Raw genomic sequence first — 19,001 nt, 5'->3', positions numbered from 1 at the left:
TGGGGACGGTGGTGAACCGCGTGGCGATCCCGGGCTCCCACCAGCCGTTGGGTCACAGGTGAACAACGTTCATCTTTTCGTACTGATCGTGCCGCTCCCTTGTGGGACAACAGATGGCATGTGTGGAGACGACGCGATACCCGAGAAGGCGGATCTGACGGAGACTCAGTGGGCCAGGAGCCTGGGGCTCCCGAGCCGACGCACCGACCGGCCCGCCTTGCCCCGGCGGACCCTGCTGGCCTCGATGGTGGCCGGTGCCACGCTCGCCGCACTGCCGGGGCGGGCCGTGGCCGGCCCGGCCCTCGCGGACGGCCCGGGGAAGTTCCCGCTTCCCGCCGGAGTGGGCCGCGACGGCGCGTTGTCGGTGCTGATCACCGGCGACGCGGGGACCGGGGAGGCCGCGCAGTACGCGGTGGCCGCGGCCGCACGCCAGATCTGCGCGGCCGAGGACGTGCGCCTGGCCGTCGGGCTCGGCGACAACATCTACGAGAACGGTCCCGAGTCCGACCACGACTCCGAGTTCGCCACGAAGTTCGAGCAGCCCAACACCGGTATCGACGTCCCCTGGCTCATGGTGCTCGGCAACCACGACTGCTCCGGCATCATCCCCGGCAGCGGCGGCGACCCGTCCCGCGGCGACCGCGAGGTGGCCTACGCGGCGACCTCCCCCCGGTGGTACATGCCGTCCCGGTACTACTCGGTGGCCGTCCCCGCCGCCCCTGGGGGTGCCACGCCGCTCGTGGAGTTCTTCGCCCTGGACACGAACCCCGTGGCCTCCACCGTCACGCAGACCGACTCGTACTACAAGTGGGACGGCCCGTACATGCGCGAGCAGCGCCGCTGGCTCGACGACGCGCTGTCCCGGTCCCAGGCCAGGTGGAAGGTCGTGCTCGGCCACCACCCGTATCTGAACAACGGCCAGCACGGCAACGCCGGGCGCTACGACGGATTCCTCGTCGGACACTACACACGCGGCATCCACCTCAAGGAACTGTACGAGGAGGTCGTCTGCGGACGGGCCGACCTGATCCTGTCCGGACACGACCACACGCTCCAGGTGCTGGAACCCACGGCCGCCGGCCGGGGCACCCGGCAGATCGTCTGCGGCGCCGCCGGCAAGACGGGCGACGGACAGGCACACGGCTCGACCCCGGCCCGCTGGCAGGACTTCTCACAGCACGGATTCATGATCGCCAAGGTGACCGAGACGCAGGTGACCCTGAACGCCTACACCGTCGACGTCGGCACGAGCCGTGCCACCCTGGCCCACACCTCATCCGTGCGCCCCCTGCGGGTTACGGCCGCTTGAAGCCTGGTTCAGCAGCCCGCTCTCCCACCTCGCCGTGTCGCCGACGGCCACCAGCCACGTTCCACCCGCAACCCGTGAGGCTTCGCGGACCGTACGACCGCGAAGCCCGGCTCGTGCGACGCATCAGCTGCCGGCTCGCGCAACCCACCTCGACGCACCCGCGTCTGACTCCATGAGAGACAGCTGGCGATCACCGGGAGAGCACGTGGCGAAGAGGGACCAGAGTACGGACGCGGCGAGGGAGAAGGACCGGGAGAAGTGGTTGGCGCGGTTCCAGGTCCGGCTGGCCATGCAGCCGGGCGTGGATCGAGCAGTCGTGCTCCAGGCCGTCAAGAACGTCACGACCCATTGCGCGGACACGGGAGAGCACCCGCGGACCGCCTTCGGCGACCCCGACGCCTACGCCGTGCAGGTCGCCGCGCAGCTGGTACCGGCCGACCGGGCAGCGCGCGCGAGGCAGCACAACGCCGTGGTCGACGCCGTCGACTCCGCGCTCAAGAAGGCCAGGGACATCGCCGGCCTGTGACCGTTGAAGCCACGGCCGTGGCCTGGCGGAACGGCACTGAGGCAGTCGCTGCCCACCGGAGCTGCTGGGCAGCTCGGGCGATCGGCGGGGCGCCACAGCCCATGACGCCCCTCAGGTGGCGGTTCACCACGTCCTGACCCTGACCAGTCCCGGCCCAGGGCAGACACGGCGAGCGTGAAGGAGCGGATGCTCGCGAGGTCGCTGGGGTCCTCGGGCCCGAACCCTCGTCCCCCGTCGGCGTTCTGCACCCCGAATCAGGAACCGCTCCGCGGCGGCGCTCACCCCGAACCTCACCGGACGTCGGCCGACCGCCTCGCGGCCGGGCCGCTGCTGTCCCGGACGACCAGCTCCGGCGGGAGCATGCGGTGTCGCACCGACGGCTCCCGGCCGCCCGCGGCGTCGAGCAAGAGGGTCACCGCGTTTCGCGCCATCTGGCGTCGGGGCAGGACCACGCTGGTCAACGCCGGCCGGGAGGACGGTCCGGCTGGGCAGTCGTCGTAGGCGACCACGGACAGGTCGTCGGGTACGGAGCGGCCGGCCGCCTGGGCGGCCTCGAGCGCTCCACTCGCCAGGACGTCATGCGTCGCGAACAGCGCCGTCACCTCGGGATGCGCGTCCAGGGCGGTCCGGGCCGCGTCGAACGCCGCCCGGAAGGACGACTCGTGGACGAAGTGCACCCTGTCTCCTCCGACTTCCGCGTCGCCCTGCTCCGTGAACGCTCTCTTGAAGCCCTCGACGCGCCGGGCGTGTGCGGGGCTCGCGAGGACCACGACGTGCTCGTGTCCCAGGTCGCGGAGGTGCCGGCCCGCCAGCAGGCCGCCCTTCTCGTAGTCGACGGTCACCACCGGGAACCCCTCCGGCGCGTCGGTCTCCCACGCACACAGGGCCACCGGGAAGCGTGCGCCGGAGAGCAGAGGCAGGTGGTCGAGGAGGTCCTGGTCGCCCGCGACGAGCAGGGCGTCGACCGAGCGGCTCGTCAGCCCCGCGAGATGTCGGCGGGCCCGGTCACCGCTCCTGCGCGTGGTGCACAGCAGGAGGTGGTGACCGTGCTCGTCGAGCGCGTCCTCGACCTCCTCCACCAGGGCCGCGTAGAACGCGGTGCCGACCGTGGGGACGAACAGGCCGACCGTGCGCGTGCTCCCGGTGGCCAGGGACCTGGCCACGAGGTTCGGCACGTAGCCGAGTTCGTCGATGGCCACTCGGACGCGCGCAGCGGTGTCCGGGCGGACGCCCACCCGGCCGGTGACGACGTTCGAAACGGTTTGCTTCGTCACACCGGCTCGCCGGGCCACGTCCTGCATCGTCACCATGAGGAACCTCATCCGACCGTTCGGAGCCGAGGTCGGAAAGGTAACCGGGCTCCGCACTCCGGTCAACGCGGCCCAGAGCACTGGTGGTTGCGAGCATCACGCCCAGTGTGCGGATCCGTTTGGTTGTGCTGGAATTTTTGACAAGAGCCTTGTTTTACCGGTCAAAGGAGCCCTACGTTCCCTCATGTCGGCAGGCCCGCGATCCGGTCCACCCGCCGATGACCCGGAGCTGCCCGGGACGTGTCACCTCGCCGCCCGTGTCCACCCGTCCACCAGGTCCCCCCACGGGCCTGGGCAGGTCACCACGGACGGTCGCGTTCCGTCCCCACCGGACGGGGCGCCGCACCTGGCTCCGCCGCCGCCCCTCTCCCGCGGACGCCGGCATCCCCCGCGTACACCCCATCCCCCACTACGACGAGGAGTCCTCGTGTCAGCTCCCAGACGAAGGCTGGTCGGCGCGGCAGTCGCGCTGACCGTCGCCGCGGCAGGTGTCGGCGCCCTGCTCCCGGGCTCGGCCTCCGCAGCGCCGGAGGCGGCCACGTACAGCGTCTCCGTCGGGTCCAAGGGGTCCTGGACCCACCCGACGGACACGCCCGCCGCGCCGTACATCGACAAGGACGGCACCTTCTACTACCAGCAGTCCCACGCCCTCTACGGGGCGAGCGACCCGCGCAAGTGGGAGTTCTACACCGGCTCGAACCTCGACACCGCGACCCGCTCCCCCGCGATCAGCGACGCCGTCAACCCGGCCAACGCCAACGACAAGAACAACGACACCACCTGGCGCTGCAACAACAGCCCCACCGGCGTCGAGGCGTCCTACGCGCCGACCGGGTCGGGCTACGCCCAGAAGAACTACTGCGACCTGGCCGGTGTCTGGGTCGATCCGGACACCGGTGACTGGTACGGCCTCGTCCACAACGAGTTCACCCCGCAGCCCTTCGGCGACGGCCTGCACTTCGACGCCATCGACTACGCGGTCTCCAAGGACCAGGGTCGTACGTGGTCGATCAAGGACCACGTCATCACCTCCCCCTACAGCACCACCCGCGGCGACACCTCGGCCTTCCCCCAGCAGACGTACGACTACGGCGACGGCGACCAGCGGCTCTTCGTCGACACCGCGTCCGGCTACTTCTACGCCTTCTACGGCTCGCGCATCGTGAACAAGGGAGGCAGCTGGGGGGCCTTCTACAGCCACGTGGCCCGCGCGCCGATCTCCGGCAAGATGGCACCCGCGTCCTGGCAGAAGTGGTACGACGGCAGCTGGTCGCAGCCCGGCAAGGGCGGCAGGGAAAGCAACATGGTGCCCGTCGGCGCCTCCAGCACCACCGGCTACACGCCGACCAACAAGGAGTACAGCCCGCTCAACTCCGGCACCATCAGCCAGCAGGTGGCCGCAGGCACCATGCCGGCCACGTCCCCGCTGTTCGTCATGGACATCACCTACAACGCGTACCTCGGGCTCTACATCGGCGAGCCGCAGAACGTCGACCAGAGCGGCAACGCGTCCCAGGAGATCTACGCCACCGACGACCTCACCAAGCAGAAGTGGTTCCGTCTCGGTGACACCGGCACGTACAAGAACGCCTCCTGGTACCGCTGGTTCCTCGACGGAGCGAACAAGACCAGCTCCGGCATCGTCGGCAAGGACTTCCGCTCCTACTGCTCCTTCGGGTGCTCGAACGGATCCTCCGGCGAGTACGTCAACCTGACCATCAACAGTTCCGCTCCCTCCGTACCGATCGACCCGGCCTCCGCCTACCGGATCGCCAGCGCCGGGGGCCGGACCCTCGCCCAGGTGGCCGGCGGCTCCACCACCACCTCGGTCGGCGCCCCCACGGGCTCCGCCCTGGAGTCGTGGGTCTTCAAGGCCAACGGGGACGGATCGCACCGGATCGTCAACGCGTCCACCGGCCAGCTCCTGGGCGTGGACTCCTCCGCCAACACCGGCCGCGCCTGGGGCGCCAAGCCGACCGTCACCGCGGCGCCCGTCGGCGGACCCACCGTCGGCCAGCAGTGGTGGGTCATCCCCGGCGCCTCCGCCGCCGACGACTCCGCCACCGGCACGTACCGCCTGGTCAACCGCTACAGCGGCCTCGTGATCGGCCTGTCAGGCACCGCGAGCCGGCTCGCCGAGACCACCCCCACCCGTACCTGGACCAACGCCACCGGCAACGCCGTCGGAGGCACCCGCACGGCCGACGAGCAAGTGCTGACCCTCACCCCGACGGGAACCGCACCCACCACGCTCAACGGCATCCACACCCTCGTCGCCAACGGCAAGGCCCTCGACGACCCCGACCACAGCACCACGTCGGGAACCCAGCTGATCACCTGGACGCCGACCGGGGGCGCCAACCAGAACTGGAGGTTCACCCAGCGGACCGACGGTTCCTATGAGATCGCCAACGTCGAGTCCGGGCTCTGCGCCGACGTCGAAGGCTCGTCGACCGCGGCGGGTGCCAGGGTGGTCCAGTGGACCTGCACCGGCGCCGCCAACCAGCGCTGGAACGCCACCCGCCAGGCCAACGGGGCCTACAAGGTGACGTCGGCGCTGAGCGGACTGCTCCTGACCACTTCGTCCGCCGCGAGCGGCGCCCTCGTGACACAGCAGGCCGACAGCGGATCAACGCTCCAGCTGTGGACGATCAACTGACCTTCGCCGGATCGCGCTGATTGTCTCCAGATCGCAGTGATCCTCTCCAGGCCGCAGTGATCGTCTCCAGATCGCCCGAGCGGGCCGGAGGCTCCCTTCAGGGAGCACCCGGCCCGCTCGTGATCCGTGGCGGGCGGTCGAGCGGCAGGCAGGATCGCACTTCGGGGTGCTCCGCGTGCAGACGGTCGAACGGTGTCCCCCGGACGTCGCGTACGTGCTCGTCGAAGAAGGCGCGCAGGTAGGTGCGGGTGATCTCCATGGTGCGCAGCCCCGAAGTGCTCGCGCCCAGTGGCAGTCCGAGCTGATCGGCCAGGAGGCCGAGGTCGGTGAAGGACGGATGCTTGGCGCCCGCCACCACCAGCCAGCGCTTCCAGTCGGTCAGGAGTGGCCAGTCCCGGGCCCAGGTGTCCGCAGCGGATCCGTCGCCGGGAGAGTACTGGCCGTCCCGGCCGAGGAACAGGAACGGCCCAGGCCGGTGTCCGGAATCAGAGGGTCGGTGCTGCCGTCCACATCGCAGCCCGCACGTATGCGCGCGTCCGCGACCATCGCCGCGATCGTGGCCGCTCCGCCCGCGGAATGCCCGGCCATGCCGATCCGGTCAGGGGCCAGCGCGACAGCGCCTGCCCACGGCGGTTTACTGCCGAACAGTTCGTCGAGCACGAAGGAGACGTCGCGGGCGCGTCCGGTCTTCACCTTCCGCCAGAACTCGGCGGTGCGGACGAACCCATGGCCGAGCGCGAAGGCGGCACCCGGCCGTCCGGAAAGGTGGTGGCCGCAGTCTCGTATGCCTCCGTCGCGTCGGACGTGCTCAGTACGGTACGCACCCACGCCCAGCTCGCGCGTCGGCACCTCCGGGACCCATGGATCCGGACGGGAGACTTCCTCGAGGGACAGCGACACGACGCCGACAGGGTGCACCCCGGTCGGCGTCGGCACGGTGGGTATGACCATGGCGTGCTGCAAACCGGACTCGGCCATCAGCACGATCGGCTCACAGCTCACGCCTTACGGCTTGCGGGCGACGCCACCGGCGATGCACCGCTGGGCCGCGTTCTGCACGGTCTGGGGATCGTCCCGCCGCCAGTCGGCGCAGCGCACCAGTCCCGGGTCGACCATCTCCAGACCGTCGAACAGGCCCGTCAACTCGTCCGCGGTCGAGAAGGTTCCGCTGCCCATCATGCTGTGAAGGAACATGTTCTCCATCATTCGGGCGGTCTCGCTGTACTCGTCCTCCGGGTCCAGGAAATGGCTGAGCGCCACGTAGGAACCGGAAGGAAGAGCATCGACGTACGCCCGCATGATGTCCTTGCGCGTACGGGTCGTCTCGCCGTTGTAGTGGTGCAGCGTGCCCATGTGCAGCAGGGCGATCGGCTTGTCCCAGTCCAGGTGGGAGCGCACGACCTCGTTCGCGAGCAGCCGCTCCGGCTCGAAGATGTCCTCGGAGACGACGACGGCGGTCCGACTCCCCTCCAGCAGTGCGCGGCTGTGAGCGAGCACCATGGGGTCGTTGTCGACGTAGACGACGCGTGAGTCCACGTCGACGCGCTGCACCACCTGGTGGGTGTTCTCCGCGGTCGGAAGGCCCGAGCCACAGTCCAGGAACTGGGTGACACCCGCCTGGCCGGCCAGGAACCGGCAGGCGCGGATCAGGAAGGCGCGGTTCTCCACTGCCAGGTCCGCTGCTTCGGGGGCGGCCTTCATCACGCCCCGGACCACTTCGCGGTCCACCTCGTAGTTGTCGGTGCCGTTGAGGAAGGCGTCATACACGCGGGCGATGCTGGGCTTGGTCGGGTCGATGGAGGACGGCGTTCCGGACATGAAGCCTCACAGGCAGTGTCGACAATCCCTGTCGGTCAGCAGCCTTTCATCCTGTGGCCCCCGCAGACTGTCCCCCGGTCGTGTGATGGCGGTGCGACTTCGATGGCTCTGACCGGGTGTTCGCATGGACCTCGCCCCGTGGTGCCGCGTCCGTCGCGCGGGCGGCCTCGTCCTGCGCGTGAGATGAGCCGGGGTTGCGCGGACAGGCCGTCGCTCACCCCGGACAGGATCGGGGCAGTCCCGACCTGCCCCGTCCTCCACACCACTCCTTACTATCGGGTAACTTGCAGGAGCCCGCACGGGGCGCGCCCATCGGTGAGGGAGACACGGCATGGCTGATACCACGACGTCCGCTCGACTGCTCAGTGGTCTGCTGATCGGGGCCGGCGTGGCTCACTTCGTCGCTCCACGACAGTTCGATGCGATCGTGCCACGGGCCCTGCCCGGTTCGCCGCGGACGTGGACCCGTCTGAGCGGGCTCGCGGAGATCGCCGTCGGCGCGGCAGTCGCCCACCCGCGGACGCGCGGCACGGGCGCGCTGGCCGCGGCAGGGCTGTTCACCGCCGTGTTCCCGGCGAACGTGAAGATGGCGTACGACTGGCGCCACCGGCCCGCCCCGCTCCGGGCCGCCGCGCTGGCCAGGCTCCCCCTCCAGGTCCCGCTCGTGGTCTGGGCGGCGCGACTCCACAAGGCCGAGACCTCCAAGGGCCGTTGATCCCGGGGAGACCGTGGGCGAGCACCGTCCGGGTGCTCGCCCCTCCGGCTTTGGAGCCGCCGGTGTGGACCGGATGCCGCCGGCGGTCCGTTCACACGGGACGCCGACGGCTGGGTCCCGGTCAGGAACGGGACCAGGGCCTGCGTCTGGAGGTGTGGTGAGACCCGCCGGCTCCCACGCCCGCGAGGTGCAGGGCCAGGGCCGTGAGCCCGAGCAGCATCACGTTCGTCGACGTGAACACGTCGTTGGTGCCGATGTCCGCGGCGTTGATCAGGAAGGAAATGAAGAACAGTAGGGCGGCGACCGCGCCGAGCATGAGGAGCTCCTCTCCGTCGATGCCGTCCGCATGCCCCCGCACCTCCACCGCACACCTGTACGCCGCCACAGCGGCCCCCAGTTGATGGCCGGCATCCGGCGCACCCGCCCGGGCGGTTGAGCGACGGCCTCGACGGCGACCACGGGTGTCTCATGGGCGCGCGGGGAGTCCCAGAGCGCCGGCGGACCACGCGCAGAGCCCGCCGGTCCGGCGAGGGCTCCAGGTGCGCGGTGCCGGTGGAGCGGCATCACGCTTCACCGTCGTGGACCGGAGGCCGCCACGTGGTGGTGCATCCGGCCTGGGGAGGAGCCAGGAAGAGCAGTCGACGGCTGCATCCGCGGATCCTCGGCGTGCGCGCAGCGGACTCCGGCGTGCGCGGATGCATCGATCCGGGGACTCTCAGCCTCCCCCGAGACGCAGGAGCCGAGCCATGGACGAAGAAGAGGAAGGCACCGCCCTTCACGCATACCTCAGCTACTCCGACGCTCCCGCGGGTATCAGCTGGCTGGAGGCCTTGGGGTTCGTCACCTTGGCGCGGCAGGAGGCCGAGAACGGTCGCGTCCTGCATGCCGAGCTTCGCATGGGCCACGCCGTGGTGATGGTCGCGAGTGCGGACGCGGACTACGACGTCCCCGCGCTCAAGGGGTGGTCGACCGGGGCCGGAATCTATCTCTCCACCCCCGACGTCGCCTCACTGCACGAGCGCGCGGTACGGGCCGGCGGGCGGTCCGTGTTTCCTCCCGAGGAGACGGAGTGGGGCAGTACGCGGGCCCGCGTGCTCGATCCGGAAGGCCACGAGTGGAGCTTCGGTACGTACGCTCCGGGACGGCCCTAGGCAGGTATCCGTGCGGAGAGCGGACGAGGCGGGGGGGCAGCCGCCGCTCCCCCGGCCTCGCGCGTGCGCTCAGCCGCGTGAGACGCGGCCGCGCAGAGCGGTGAACGCCAGGACGAAGCTGAAGGCGCCCACGCCCAGGATGGCCAGGAGCCCGGGCCAGAGGTCGTCCCAGACCCATCCGGAGCTCAGGAGCGAGCGCAGGGCCGCCAGGAGGTAGGTCACGGGGTTGTAGTCGGCGATGGTGGCGAGCCAGCCGCTGAGGGCCTGCTCGGGCAGGAACGAGGTGGTGAGGAAGGCGAACGGAAAGAACAGCAGGAAGGACGAGTTGACCGCCCCGGGGCTGCCGGTACGCAGCGCGATGGCATACGGGAAGCCGGTGAAGGCCAGGCCCCAGAGTCCGGCGATCACGACGAAGACGAGCGCGCCGAGGAGCCCGGAGCTGAAGCGGACGCCGACCGCGACACCCAGGATCAGGACCGGGATGCACAGCGCCATGACGAGGGCGAGGTCGGCGACCATGAGGCCGAGCAGCAGGGCGGGCCGTCGCAGAGGGGTGAGCAGCAGCCGGTCGAAGTAGCCGCTGCTGATGTCCGTGACGAGTCCGCTGGCCCGTGAGATTCCCGTGACGGCGAAGACGATGGCGACAGGGAGTTGGAAGGCTCGGAAGTCGGTGATGCCCGTGCTCTCGGCGACCGGTTCGAGGGCTCCGACGTTCACGACGAAGAAGAAGACGGGGACGATGAGGGCGGGAATGACGGTTTCCAGGTCGCGGGGGATGGAGCGCAGCGCCCGGATGGCCACGGAGGTCAGGTCCCGGAAGAAGCCGGCGCGGTGCGGTGCGATGCGCGCCCCGGCGTGACTAGCGGTGGTCATCGGTGCTCCCGCGAGTACGGGTGGGGTCGGATGGGCCGGCGGCGGTTCCGAGGGTGGTGATGCGTTCGCCGGTGACGGAGAGGAAGACGTCGTCCAGGGTCGGTCGGCGCAGGGAGATCTCCTGTACGACGATGCCGGGTGCGCCGGCCAGTGCGACGGCCACCGGGCTGATCGCGGAGGGGCCGTCGGAGACGCTCACGGTGAGGGTCTGGCCCCGGGGGTCGACGCGCTGGACGACGTCGAGCCGGTCCAGCACGCTCCGGGCCTCGGCGACGGACCCCTCGAACGTCACGATCACCACGTCGGTACCGATGTCGCGCTTGAGTTCCGCCGGGGTTCCTTCGGCGACCAGTCTGCCTCGATTGATGATGCCGACCCTGTGGGCGAGCGCGTCGGCCTCTTCCAGGTACTGCGTGGTGAGGAAGACGGTCATGCCGAGCTCGGTGTTGAGTCGGCGTACCTCCTGCCAGACGCGCGACCGGCTCACCGGATCGAGCCCGGTGGTCGGCTCGTCCAGGAAGAGCACCTCGGGGTCGTGCACGAGGGCCAGAGCCAGGTCGAGCCGGCGTTTCATACCGCCCGAGTAGGTGCCGACCCGCCGCCCCAGGGCGTCACCGATGTCGACCAGCTCCATGAGTTCGGCGACCCTGGCCCTGGTGGCCGGACGCGACAGGCCGTAGAAGCGGCCCTGCAGGTGAAGCATCTCGAGGCCGGTCTGCCGGTCGTCCAGCGCTGCTTCCTGCAGAGCGACTCCGACACGCAGTCGCACCTGTTCCGCCTGCGTGGTGACGTCGAAGCCGGCGACGGCCGCGTGGCCGGCCGAAGGGTTGATCAGTGTGCAGAGCACTCGGGTGAGGGTCGACTTGCCGGCCCCGTTGGGTCCGAGGAAGCCGTAGATCTCACCGGCTCGTACGGCGACGTCGACGTCGTCGACCGCGACGAGGTCGCCGAACCGTCGCACGACGCCTTGTGCGGAGATCGCGATGTCGGACGAGGTCACAGGCAGGCTCCCTTGCGTAGGCGCCGCACCCAGTGGTTCGCCGGGAGACCACGGCACGGATGCACGCCGGATCGGTCGAGCGTCTGCCGGTCGGCATACGGGCCTGACGAGAGGGATCCTACGAGGCGCCGTCCGTTTCGTGACGGACGTGCTCACTGCTCTGCGTGCCTGGGCCGGGCGGTTTCAGCGCTCGCGGCGACCAGCCGGTGAACCCGAGCCCTGACCGAACCGGAGCTGATCCTCGTACCCGACGCAGCCGTCCGCCTGGACGACCTCGGGCCTGCACGGCCCTCACGTGTCCTCGCGCCCTGGAACCCCCTGAAGCCTGAAGCGGGGGGGGCGGCGCCACCCGCGGGAAGGGGAGAACCGCGGGTGGCGCACGCACCGACCGTCGCCGCCGTCCACGGCTCGGGGGGTGTCCGTGGCCGGCGGCGTCACCCCCCGCCTGCCCACGGCACCGCACCTCACACCTGCCTCTTTTCAGAGCGGTACGGGGTGCATGGGCTCGGGCATCGGGGGCATGCGGACGGGGAGCGGATGGGACCCGCTCACTCGCCGGGCCTCGGACATCCCCTATCCGTCGGCCCCGGCAGGTGAACACCGGCTCGCACCAGTGGTGGGTGCGGGCCTACGAGGAGCCCCGGCCTGACACGGCCGGGGCTCCTCGGCGTTCGGCCCCACGACGGCCCGATCCGGCGGGGATCGGCCCGTGGACCTCCCCTCCCAGATCACCCGATAGGGCGAACGGTGGGACAAGCCGTAGACCTGCGGCACTTGCCTCCGTAGCGTGCCTGCCCAGTCGAACATCACCGAGCGGGCGAACGAATGCCGGGGGACGCGTGGACACGATCTGGATGTCGTCGGGGCTGTGCCGGACGGCGCAGGCGGACGAGCTCTTCGTCGAGGGCGCGGCCCAGAACCGCGCGAAGGCACTGTGCACCGGCTGTCCCGTGCAGGCCTCGTGCCTCGCCTACGCGCTGGACCACCGGGTGGAACACGGTGTCTGGGGCGGCATGACGGAGCGAGAGCGCCGGGGGCTGCTGAAGCGTCGCCCGACGGTGCGGTCCTGGGCCAGGCTCCTGGACACGGCCCGGCGACAGAGCGGCGAGGACGACGCTGTCGCCGCACCCCGCACGGCCTGACGCGGCCCGACGCGCACGGCCTCGGCCTCACGCGCGCCGCCTCAGCCTGAAGCGCCCTGCACCGGCCTCACGTGCGCAGCAGCGCGGCGAGGGATGCCGCCATCTCCACCGGGTCCGGGGGCAGGGTGATCACCGCGTCCGCGAGGCTCCAGGTGGCCAGCCAGGCATCCTGGGGCCGTCCCATCAGGAGCAGAACGGGCGGGCACTGGAAGACCTCGTTCTTGATCTGCCGGCACACCCCCATGCCGCCGGCCGGAGTGGATTCTCCGTCCAGCACGCAGGCGTCGATACGGCTCGCTTCCAGGGTCAGCAGAACGGCGGGGAGGGTGGCGCACTCGACGAACGAGATCGGTGGGATGTCGGGCGCGGGGCTACGGCCGACGGCCGTCCGGACCTGCGCCCGGGTGTCGGCGTTGCTGCTGTACAGGAGGACCGAGACGGATGACGGCATCTTCTCCTCCGGCTGTACGACGCTGCACGACCGATCGCGGTGGACCCGGAGTCCGCCTGCCTGACAGCCGATGAACTCCAGATGTTCAAAATTTCATAAATGGGGTATCTGCGCATGTTCAGTACTTATCGGTCTCCTGCCCCCCCGTACGTACGGCAGGCACGCGACCTCACACGGCGGTGAGAAGCGATGACCTCATGCAAGCCCCCCGACTACCGCACCGGCCATCGCGGCCGGCACTGGACCCACGCGCTGCGCTGCGCGCAGAAGACCGGAGCCGTCATCGTCACCGACGAGACCGGGGAGCCGGTGACCTACTCCCACGAGGACTCCGGGCCCGGCCGGTTCCGGCCCTGGATCACGGACAGGGGGTCCCGCTTCGACAGCCATGACGTGCACCCCGAGTGGTGACGGACGCCAGGCGCACCTGCCCGTTCGGGGCAGCTCCTTCCTCGGGGCTGCCTGCGGGCCGACTCGGCGCTGCTTGCGGGCGGACTCAGGGCTGCCAGCGGGCCGACTCGGGGCTGCCTGCGGGCGGAATGTCACCTCGGGCCACATGATGGAGGTCACGTCGCAGAACGGAGGCCGATGGTGATCCAGATCGCCGACATTCGGGAATGGCGCGAGCACGACGTCGTGGACGCGGACGGGAAGAAGATCGGCACGCTCGAGTCGGTCTACGTGGACACCGCGACCGACGAACCCTCGTTCGCGACGGTCACCGTCGGTCTCCCCACCAGGCACCGGCTGGTCTTCGTCCCCATCGGCGAAGCGACCGTCGGTCCTGGATACCTGCGGGTCCCCTACGACAAGTCCACGGTGAAGGACGCTCCGTCGATCGAGACCGACGGCGTGCTGGCGGCCGAGCAGGAGCCGGAGGTCTTCGCGCACTACGAACTGGAGCACCAGCCCGGGGCCGGCGGCGAGCGACGTCTGGCCCGGCGCTGACCGGCGGAGTGAGGCTCTGATGGTCTGGGTCCTGCTGCTCGTGATCGCGGCGATCGTCCTCGGCATCGTCGGCGCGGTCGCCGACGGGCTCTTCTATCTCCTGATCGTCGGCGTGGCCGTCTTCGTCGCCGCGATGGTCCTGGGGGCCGCACGGTTCCGGCGCACCGGGCGGCGTCCCGTGCGATGACTTCGCCGCGACCGGGGCGCGCCGCCGCCACGGTCTGCCGGAGTGCCCGGCTCCCGTCTCGACCGCCGCGGCTCCCGCGCGCCCGCCGGCCCCGTGGCCGCTGGGCTCCAGGTCACGTACGAGGAGGAGGACGTGCATGACCACTGATCACCCCGCCGAGCGGGGCGGAAACGGACGGGACTGGTTCGCCGCCTTCTCGGATCGGGCGTCGAACGTCACCAGCTCACCGTTGTTCTACGTCCTGTGCGTGCTGCTGGTCGTCGGCACGATCGTCCTGCACCTCGTACATCCGCCGCTGTCCTGGCTCATCTTCGCCGGCGATCTCATGACGTCGGTCAACCTTCTGCTGCTCGCCCTGCTGAAGAACGCCGAACTGCGCGACTCGCACGCCGTGCAGCGCAAGCTGGACGCGATCGCCGCGGCGCTGCTGGAGCAGCACGAAGGCACGGGTCATGAGGCGGCCGAGGAGCTGCGGCGTGCCATCCGGATGGACGAGCGACAGTGAGCGTCTGCTTCGCCGAACGGACCGGGGAGCCACCGCTCCGTCGCGCACGTCCGGTCGAGTGGCGTCCTTGCCACGCGCGGAGCGCCTTCCATGGCGATGTGTGCGCACTGGCATACCGTCCTCGCCCATGGGGTCAGGTGAGGGAATCGGCCGTCGAGCGGTGCTGAAGGCCGTCCCCGCCGCAGGTCTCGCGGTCGCGTCGGCCGGGCTGCCGATCCGGCCGTCCGCCGTGGCGGTGCCGGTGGCCTTTGCGCAACCGGCCGTGTCGGCCTCGCGGCCGGTGCCCGGTTCCGCGTCGGCGGTGGTCGAGACGCTGGACGTCCGGTACACGGACGTCTTCGTCCCGGGGTACGGCCGGATCGTCACGCGCACCTACAACGGGACGATCCCGGGACCGACCCTGCGGGTGCGCGGCGGTCAGGTGCTGCGTCTGACGCATGTCAACGGTCTGCCGCCCAATCCGCCGCACACCGGCGGCCACAACACACCCCACCACCCCAACAGCTTCAATCTGCACACGCACGGGATGCACGTCTGTCCGTCCGGGCACGCCGACAACGTCCTGCGCGAGTTCTCACCGCGCACCGAGGACGAGACCGCCGCCGGTGCCGCGGAGCCCCGGTACACGTCGACCGTCCACGTGCCGGCCGATCATCCCGCCGGCACCTACTGGTACCACCCGCACCTGCACGGGTCCATCGCCGAGCAGATCGTCGGAGGCATGGCCGGGGTGATCGTCGTCGAGGGCGACGTCGACCTGGTCCCCGAGATCAGGGCCGCCGCCGACCTCGTCGTGTGCATCAACGAGCTCAAGATCAGGGACGGCAGGATCCCCGCCTTCACCTCGGGTGCCTGGGTGACGGGGGTTCCGTCCACCTTCACCGTCAACGGTGCGGTGAACCCCGTCCTCCGGCTGCGGCCCGGTGAGGTGCAGCGGTGGCGGCTGGTCGCCGCCACGGCGTTCACCGCGCTGCGGCTCCGGGTCAGCGGGGACAGCGGCGCCCTCCCGCTGCACCAGATCGCGCAGGACGGCGTCACGCTCCCGGCACCCGTCACCGTGGAGCGCGTGGACCTCGCCATGGGCAACCGCGTCGACGTCCTGATCCGAGGTGGCGCTCCCGGCCGGTACGAGCTGCGGTCCGACGGCGTCGCAGGCCCTCTGATGACGGTCGATGTGGCGGGAGAACCCGTGCGTCCGCCGATGGGCCTGCCGGTCTCGCTGCCCCCGGGCAGGCCGTTCCTCGACGAGCGGGACATCAGCGACCCCGACGCCGACCGGGAGGTGGTCTTCCACACCGACCCGGGCGCCTTCTCCGGGGCGTTTCCGAACGCCTTCCGCATCCTGGGGACCCATCCGACCCCCGCGGCGGACCCCCAGGGCGACCTCACCCGGGACCCCGCCTACGGCCTGTTCGATCCCGGCCACGTCAACCACACCCTGCCTCTCGGCGCCGTCGAGCGGTGGACCGTCCGCACCGACGAGACCCTGTCGGCGCACAGCCATCCGTTCCACCTGCACACGAACCAGGTCCTCGTCACCCACCGCAACGGCCGGCGGCTCGATCCCCCGGTCTGGCACGACACCATCGGTCTGTCGGGCGGCAGTCCCGGAGACTCCGTCACGTTCCTGGTCAAGTACGAGGACTTCACCGGCCTCGCCATCGCCCACTGCCACCAGCTCCAGCATGAGGACCTCGGCATGATGCAGACCGTCCACTACGTGCGTACCTGAGGGCTCCCCCTCCGTCCTGCACACCGCCGGAGCAACTCCCCCTGCCGTCCGCGGACATGCGGCGAGGGGGGGCGGGGGGGGGGGTGGGGGGGCCGCCCCGGGCCGGCGCCCGGGGGCGGGCCCGGGGGACCCCGCCGTGGGGGGGGCCCCCCCCCCGGCCCCACCCCCCGGAGACACCCCGACGTCCAACCCCCCCCCGCCGGCCCCGGCCGTGGGGCCTCGGCGCCACTGGGGGGGCGGCCCCCCGCCGCCGCGGGCCGTCAGCCGGGCCAGGTCCCGGTCAGACGCCGGATGCCGGTGGCACCCGCCCGGTCCACAGCCGCCTTGACGACCGCGAAGATCGCCCCTTGCAGTGCGGCGGAGACGAGGATCTCCCGCCAGGTCCCGCTCTCCTCGGTGGGAGCGGGCGCCGCGCCCTCGTGGCCCATCGCCTTCCACGCCTGCCTGAAGGCGATGCCGGCCACCAGGCCGCTCGCGGCGCCGAGCGCCAGGCCCACCGGCCTGTAGGCGATCTTGGATGCGTTCATCGGCGCCTCCGGCCGCGGCGCACGAGCAGGACGGCGACGAGCGCGGCACCGGCCGCGAGCAGAGGGGCGCGCCTGCCCCGGGCCAGGGTCGCGGCGGCACCGGCCTTCTCTCGGACCGGGTCCGGGGCCCTCTCCACGGCGAGACGTCCGACGCGCGTCGCGGTGTCGTGGACCTGCGCCGCCGCATGGGACGCCTTGTCCAGGATCGGAGCCGGCGTCCTGTCCTTGACCAACTGGGCTGCCTGGGTCGTCTTCTCCCGGATCCGGTCCGTGACCACCACAGCCTGCTCCTTGATCTCCGCCGCCTTCTCCTTGGCCTGCGCCTTGACGTCGGCCTTGGCCGCCAGCGCCTCCACCGTCACGCCGAGTTCGTCCCGGGCGCGCTCGACCTGCTCGCGCAGCGCCTCCGGCGTGGGCGCGGTTTCCATTCCGTCATGGGAGGGAGTGTTCATCGGTGTGCTGCCTCCTTGATCTCGGCCACGTCAGCCCTGACGCTGTCGATGGCCTGCTCCGGCACGGGAGCACCGGCCTTGGCGATCTGGCTCCTTCCCACGGCGGCCGTCAGCGCCGCGACGGCCGCCAGCAGGGCGGCGGCCGTCAGGCCCGCGGCCCACAGCGGGAGAACGAGTGCGAGAGCCGCGATCAGGGCGACGACCAGAGCCTGCGCGGCCAGGAGGCCGAGCAGACCCGCTCCGCCGAACAGACCGCCGCCGACGCCGTACCGTCTGCCCTTCCGGCTCATCTCGGCCCGGGCCAGCCGCATCTCCTCACGGACGAGTTCAGCGATCTGCTGCGACGCCCGTGAGACGAGGTCACCCACTGATGCCTCGGTGTGGTCCGGGTCCCGTCCGACCGCGCTCATCGGCTCCTCACCTTTCCTCGTACGTGTACGTCACGTGCCACGACGGCGTTCGCTCACGCCTCCCGTGCGGCGCCGCTTCGCTCGCGGTCCCGCTGCGGTACGGGTGGCGGCCGTTCGCCACGTGCGTGTGTCGCTGTCACGGCCCGCGTACCCCGCAAGTGACGGCTCATCCGCCTGAGCCGGGTGCGCTTCGGGGACGGGACTCGGGACGGCCCGACGGGCGGAGAACCACGCCGTACGGTGCGAAGTCGCCGTATCCGCCGGTGGCGTGGCGCCGATCTCATGGCTTCCGCCAAGGGCCGGGAGATCACCGGGGCCGGTACGTTCACGCCGTCTGCGGCTAGGGAGGGTCGGCGTGAGCGGTGTGGTGTCGGTGCTGGTGGCAGCGGTGTTGTGGGGCACCGTGGGGCCGGCTCAGATCTGGGCCGGGAGCGGGGCCCACCCGGTGTCGTTGGGCGCGGCCCGCATGCTCCTGGGCGGCCTTGTCCTGACGGTGGTCATGGTGCGGCCGGCCGGGCTGGGCTCGCTGCTCCGGCGCGGGCTGCGGCGGTGGGTCGTGGTCAACGTGCTGGTGACGGCCGCGTTCCAGGTGTGCTTCCTGCAGGCCGTCGAGCGGTCGGGAGCCGCCCTGTCGACGGCGACGACGTTCGGGACGGTACCGGTCGTCAGCGGGCTGTGCGGCCTGGTGCTGTCCGGAGAGCGGCTGTCGAAGCGGTGGCTGGCGGCGACGCCGTGCGCGGTCGTCGGGATCGGGCTGTTGCTGCTGCCCGGGAGCGAGGGCCGCGCGGACGTCCTGGGTGCGGTATTCGGGGTGGCCGCGGGTGCCGCCTTCGGCGTCTACATCGTGGCGACGAAGGAGTTGGGGGCACGGGGCGGTGATCTGGACGCGGCGGCTCCGGTGAGCGTGCTGGGCGCCGGCCTGCTGGTCTCCCCCTCTCTCCTGCTGGCTCCGGAAGGGCTGTTCACGGTACGGGGTACGGCCCTGGTGCTGTGGCTGGCGCTGGGGACGACGGCCCTGGGCTATCTGCTGTTCACGCGGGGCGTCGGCCGGCTCAGCGCCGCCACGGTGGGGACGCTGAGCCTGACCGAACCGCTGGTGGCGACCGTGCTGGGGGTGGCCCTCCTCGGCGAGCGGCCGGGACCGCTCTCCGTCGTGGGGGGCGTTCTGCTGCTGGGTGGCCTGGTGGCCGTCTCGCTGCCGACGCGCCCACGGGCGGCCCGGCAGAACTCGGAGGCCCGGGAACCCCGGGAGCCCCGGCCCGAGCAGGCCGTGCCGTGAGGAAGCC

The 19,001-nt window shown here is 71.1% G+C and carries 23 protein-coding genes; 12 read left to right on the top strand and 11 right to left on the bottom strand.

The genetic code is table 11. From position 1 onward, the window contains the following. The first annotated feature begins 118 nt into the window (after window positions 1-118). Both ACFV2S_RS11605 and ACFV2S_RS11600 read left to right on the top strand, forming a co-directional pair. The gene (locus tag ACFV2S_RS11605) at window positions 119-1,309 is read left to right on the top strand and encodes a metallophosphoesterase (RefSeq protein WP_385556536.1); all 1,191 of its coding nucleotides are present in this window, start codon (window positions 119-121) and stop codon (window positions 1,307-1,309) included. Between the two features lie 205 nt (window positions 1,310-1,514). Continuing rightward, window positions 1,515-1,835, top strand: a complete 321-nt coding sequence (locus ACFV2S_RS11600; RefSeq protein ID WP_385556534.1) for a hypothetical protein — start codon at window positions 1,515-1,517, stop codon at window positions 1,833-1,835. Window positions 1,836-2,125: 290 nt separating this feature from the next. On the opposite strand, the gene ACFV2S_RS11595 is transcribed toward ACFV2S_RS11600, so the two are convergent. Next, a complete protein-coding gene (locus ACFV2S_RS11595; RefSeq protein WP_385556532.1) occupies window positions 2,126-3,145 on the bottom strand; it encodes a LacI family DNA-binding transcriptional regulator in 1,020 nt (339 codons plus the stop codon). 427 nt (window positions 3,146-3,572) lie between these two features. Here ACFV2S_RS11595 and ACFV2S_RS11590 point away from each other — a divergent pair, with 427 nt between their 5' ends. Further along, a complete protein-coding gene (locus ACFV2S_RS11590; protein ID WP_385556530.1) occupies window positions 3,573-5,804 on the top strand; it encodes an RICIN domain-containing protein in 2,232 nt (743 codons plus the stop codon). Between the two features lie 97 nt (window positions 5,805-5,901). Here the strand turns inward: ACFV2S_RS11590 and ACFV2S_RS11585 are convergent, their stop codons facing one another. Genes ACFV2S_RS11585 through ACFV2S_RS11575 form a run of 3 tightly spaced genes read right to left on the bottom strand, consistent with a single transcriptional unit; the run spans window position 5,902 to window position 7,622 of the window. After that, window positions 5,902-6,162, bottom strand: a complete 261-nt coding sequence (locus ACFV2S_RS11585) for a hypothetical protein (protein WP_385556528.1) — start codon at window positions 6,160-6,162, stop codon at window positions 5,902-5,904. Between the two features lie 20 nt (window positions 6,163-6,182). Further along, window positions 6,183-6,788, bottom strand: a complete 606-nt coding sequence (locus tag ACFV2S_RS11580) for a hypothetical protein (protein ID WP_385556526.1) — start codon at window positions 6,786-6,788, stop codon at window positions 6,183-6,185. Between the two features lie 21 nt (window positions 6,789-6,809). After that, window positions 6,810-7,622: an SAM-dependent methyltransferase gene (locus ACFV2S_RS11575; protein ID WP_385556524.1), complete on the bottom strand. Its 813-nt coding sequence runs from the start codon at window positions 7,620-7,622 to the stop codon at window positions 6,810-6,812. Between the two features lie 331 nt (window positions 7,623-7,953). Between ACFV2S_RS11575 and ACFV2S_RS11570 the strand changes: the two genes are divergently transcribed. Next, a complete protein-coding gene (locus ACFV2S_RS11570) occupies window positions 7,954-8,337 on the top strand; it encodes a hypothetical protein (protein ID WP_385556522.1) in 384 nt (127 codons plus the stop codon). A gap of 121 nt (window positions 8,338-8,458) precedes the next feature. Here ACFV2S_RS11570 and ACFV2S_RS11565 read toward each other — a convergent pair whose 3' ends face one another. Further along, window positions 8,459-8,653, bottom strand: coding sequence for a hypothetical protein (locus ACFV2S_RS11565; protein WP_385556724.1), 195 nt, complete (start codon window positions 8,651-8,653; stop codon window positions 8,459-8,461). Window positions 8,654-9,083: 430 nt separating this feature from the next. On the opposite strand from ACFV2S_RS11565, the gene ACFV2S_RS11560 reads away from it, so the two are divergent. Beyond that, complete coding sequence (locus tag ACFV2S_RS11560) at window positions 9,084-9,488, top strand: VOC family protein (protein WP_385556520.1); 405 nt, start codon at window positions 9,084-9,086, stop codon at window positions 9,486-9,488. Between the two features lie 69 nt (window positions 9,489-9,557). On the opposite strand, the gene ACFV2S_RS11555 is transcribed toward ACFV2S_RS11560, so the two are convergent. Both ACFV2S_RS11555 and ACFV2S_RS11550 read right to left on the bottom strand, forming a co-directional pair. Beyond that, window positions 9,558-10,361: an ABC transporter permease gene (locus tag ACFV2S_RS11555; protein WP_385556518.1), complete on the bottom strand. Its 804-nt coding sequence runs from the start codon at window positions 10,359-10,361 to the stop codon at window positions 9,558-9,560. Continuing rightward, a complete protein-coding gene (locus ACFV2S_RS11550; protein ID WP_385556516.1) occupies window positions 10,348-11,361 on the bottom strand; it encodes an ATP-binding cassette domain-containing protein in 1,014 nt (337 codons plus the stop codon). The genes ACFV2S_RS11555 and ACFV2S_RS11550 overlap by 14 nt, the downstream gene beginning before the upstream one ends. Window positions 11,362-12,215: 854 nt before the next feature. Here ACFV2S_RS11550 and ACFV2S_RS11545 point away from each other — a divergent pair. Further along, window positions 12,216-12,503 (top strand): WhiB family transcriptional regulator, encoded by a 288-nt coding sequence (locus ACFV2S_RS11545; RefSeq protein WP_385556721.1) that lies wholly within the window; start codon window positions 12,216-12,218, stop codon window positions 12,501-12,503. Between the two features lie 67 nt (window positions 12,504-12,570). Here ACFV2S_RS11545 and ACFV2S_RS11540 read toward each other — a convergent pair whose 3' ends face one another. After that, window positions 12,571-12,954: a hypothetical protein gene (locus ACFV2S_RS11540; protein ID WP_385556514.1), complete on the bottom strand. Its 384-nt coding sequence runs from the start codon at window positions 12,952-12,954 to the stop codon at window positions 12,571-12,573. Between the two features lie 189 nt (window positions 12,955-13,143). On the opposite strand from ACFV2S_RS11540, the gene ACFV2S_RS11535 reads away from it, so the two are divergent. From ACFV2S_RS11535 to ACFV2S_RS11515, 5 genes are all read left to right on the top strand, one after another. Next, complete coding sequence (locus tag ACFV2S_RS11535; protein WP_383792482.1) at window positions 13,144-13,365, top strand: hypothetical protein; 222 nt, start codon at window positions 13,144-13,146, stop codon at window positions 13,363-13,365. Between the two features lie 177 nt (window positions 13,366-13,542). After that, window positions 13,543-13,902 (top strand): PRC-barrel domain-containing protein, encoded by a 360-nt coding sequence (locus ACFV2S_RS11530; protein ID WP_385556512.1) that lies wholly within the window; start codon window positions 13,543-13,545, stop codon window positions 13,900-13,902. A gap of 19 nt (window positions 13,903-13,921) precedes the next feature. Further along, entirely contained in the window at window positions 13,922-14,089 is a 168-nt protein-coding gene (locus ACFV2S_RS11525) for a hypothetical protein (RefSeq protein ID WP_385556510.1), read from the top strand. A gap of 136 nt (window positions 14,090-14,225) precedes the next feature. Next, the gene (locus ACFV2S_RS11520; protein ID WP_385556508.1) at window positions 14,226-14,594 is read left to right on the top strand and encodes a hypothetical protein; all 369 of its coding nucleotides are present in this window, start codon (window positions 14,226-14,228) and stop codon (window positions 14,592-14,594) included. A gap of 127 nt (window positions 14,595-14,721) precedes the next feature. Beyond that, a complete protein-coding gene (locus ACFV2S_RS11515) occupies window positions 14,722-16,326 on the top strand; it encodes a multicopper oxidase family protein (RefSeq protein WP_385556506.1) in 1,605 nt (534 codons plus the stop codon). A gap of 260 nt (window positions 16,327-16,586) precedes the next feature. Here ACFV2S_RS11515 and ACFV2S_RS11510 read toward each other — a convergent pair whose 3' ends face one another. The 3 genes from ACFV2S_RS11510 to ACFV2S_RS11500 are packed head-to-tail and all read right to left on the bottom strand — an operon-like array spanning window position 16,587 to window position 17,715. After that, a complete protein-coding gene (locus ACFV2S_RS11510; RefSeq protein WP_385556504.1) occupies window positions 16,587-16,853 on the bottom strand; it encodes a DUF4235 domain-containing protein in 267 nt (88 codons plus the stop codon). Then, window positions 16,850-17,305, bottom strand: a complete 456-nt coding sequence (locus ACFV2S_RS11505) for a DUF3618 domain-containing protein (protein WP_385556502.1) — start codon at window positions 17,303-17,305, stop codon at window positions 16,850-16,852. The genes ACFV2S_RS11510 and ACFV2S_RS11505 overlap by 4 nt, the downstream gene beginning before the upstream one ends. After that, entirely contained in the window at window positions 17,302-17,715 is a 414-nt protein-coding gene (locus ACFV2S_RS11500) for a phage holin family protein (RefSeq protein ID WP_385556500.1), read from the bottom strand. Before ACFV2S_RS11500 ends, ACFV2S_RS11505 begins: the two co-directional genes overlap by 4 nt. 355 nt (window positions 17,716-18,070) lie before the next feature. Here ACFV2S_RS11500 and ACFV2S_RS11495 point away from each other — a divergent pair, with 355 nt between their 5' ends. Next, window positions 18,071-18,994 carry a DMT family transporter gene (locus tag ACFV2S_RS11495; protein WP_385556498.1) on the top strand — a complete coding sequence of 308 codons (924 nt, stop codon included), beginning with the start codon at window positions 18,071-18,073 and terminating at the stop codon, window positions 18,992-18,994. Window positions 18,995-19,001 lie beyond the last annotated feature (7 nt).

The organism is Streptomyces sp. NPDC059695 (genome assembly GCF_042733785.1).
Lineage (GTDB): Bacteria > Actinomycetota > Actinomycetes > Streptomycetales > Streptomycetaceae > Streptomyces.
Note: the sequence above shows the minus strand (reverse complement) of the source record. Positions and strands in the feature narration are given on the sequence as shown.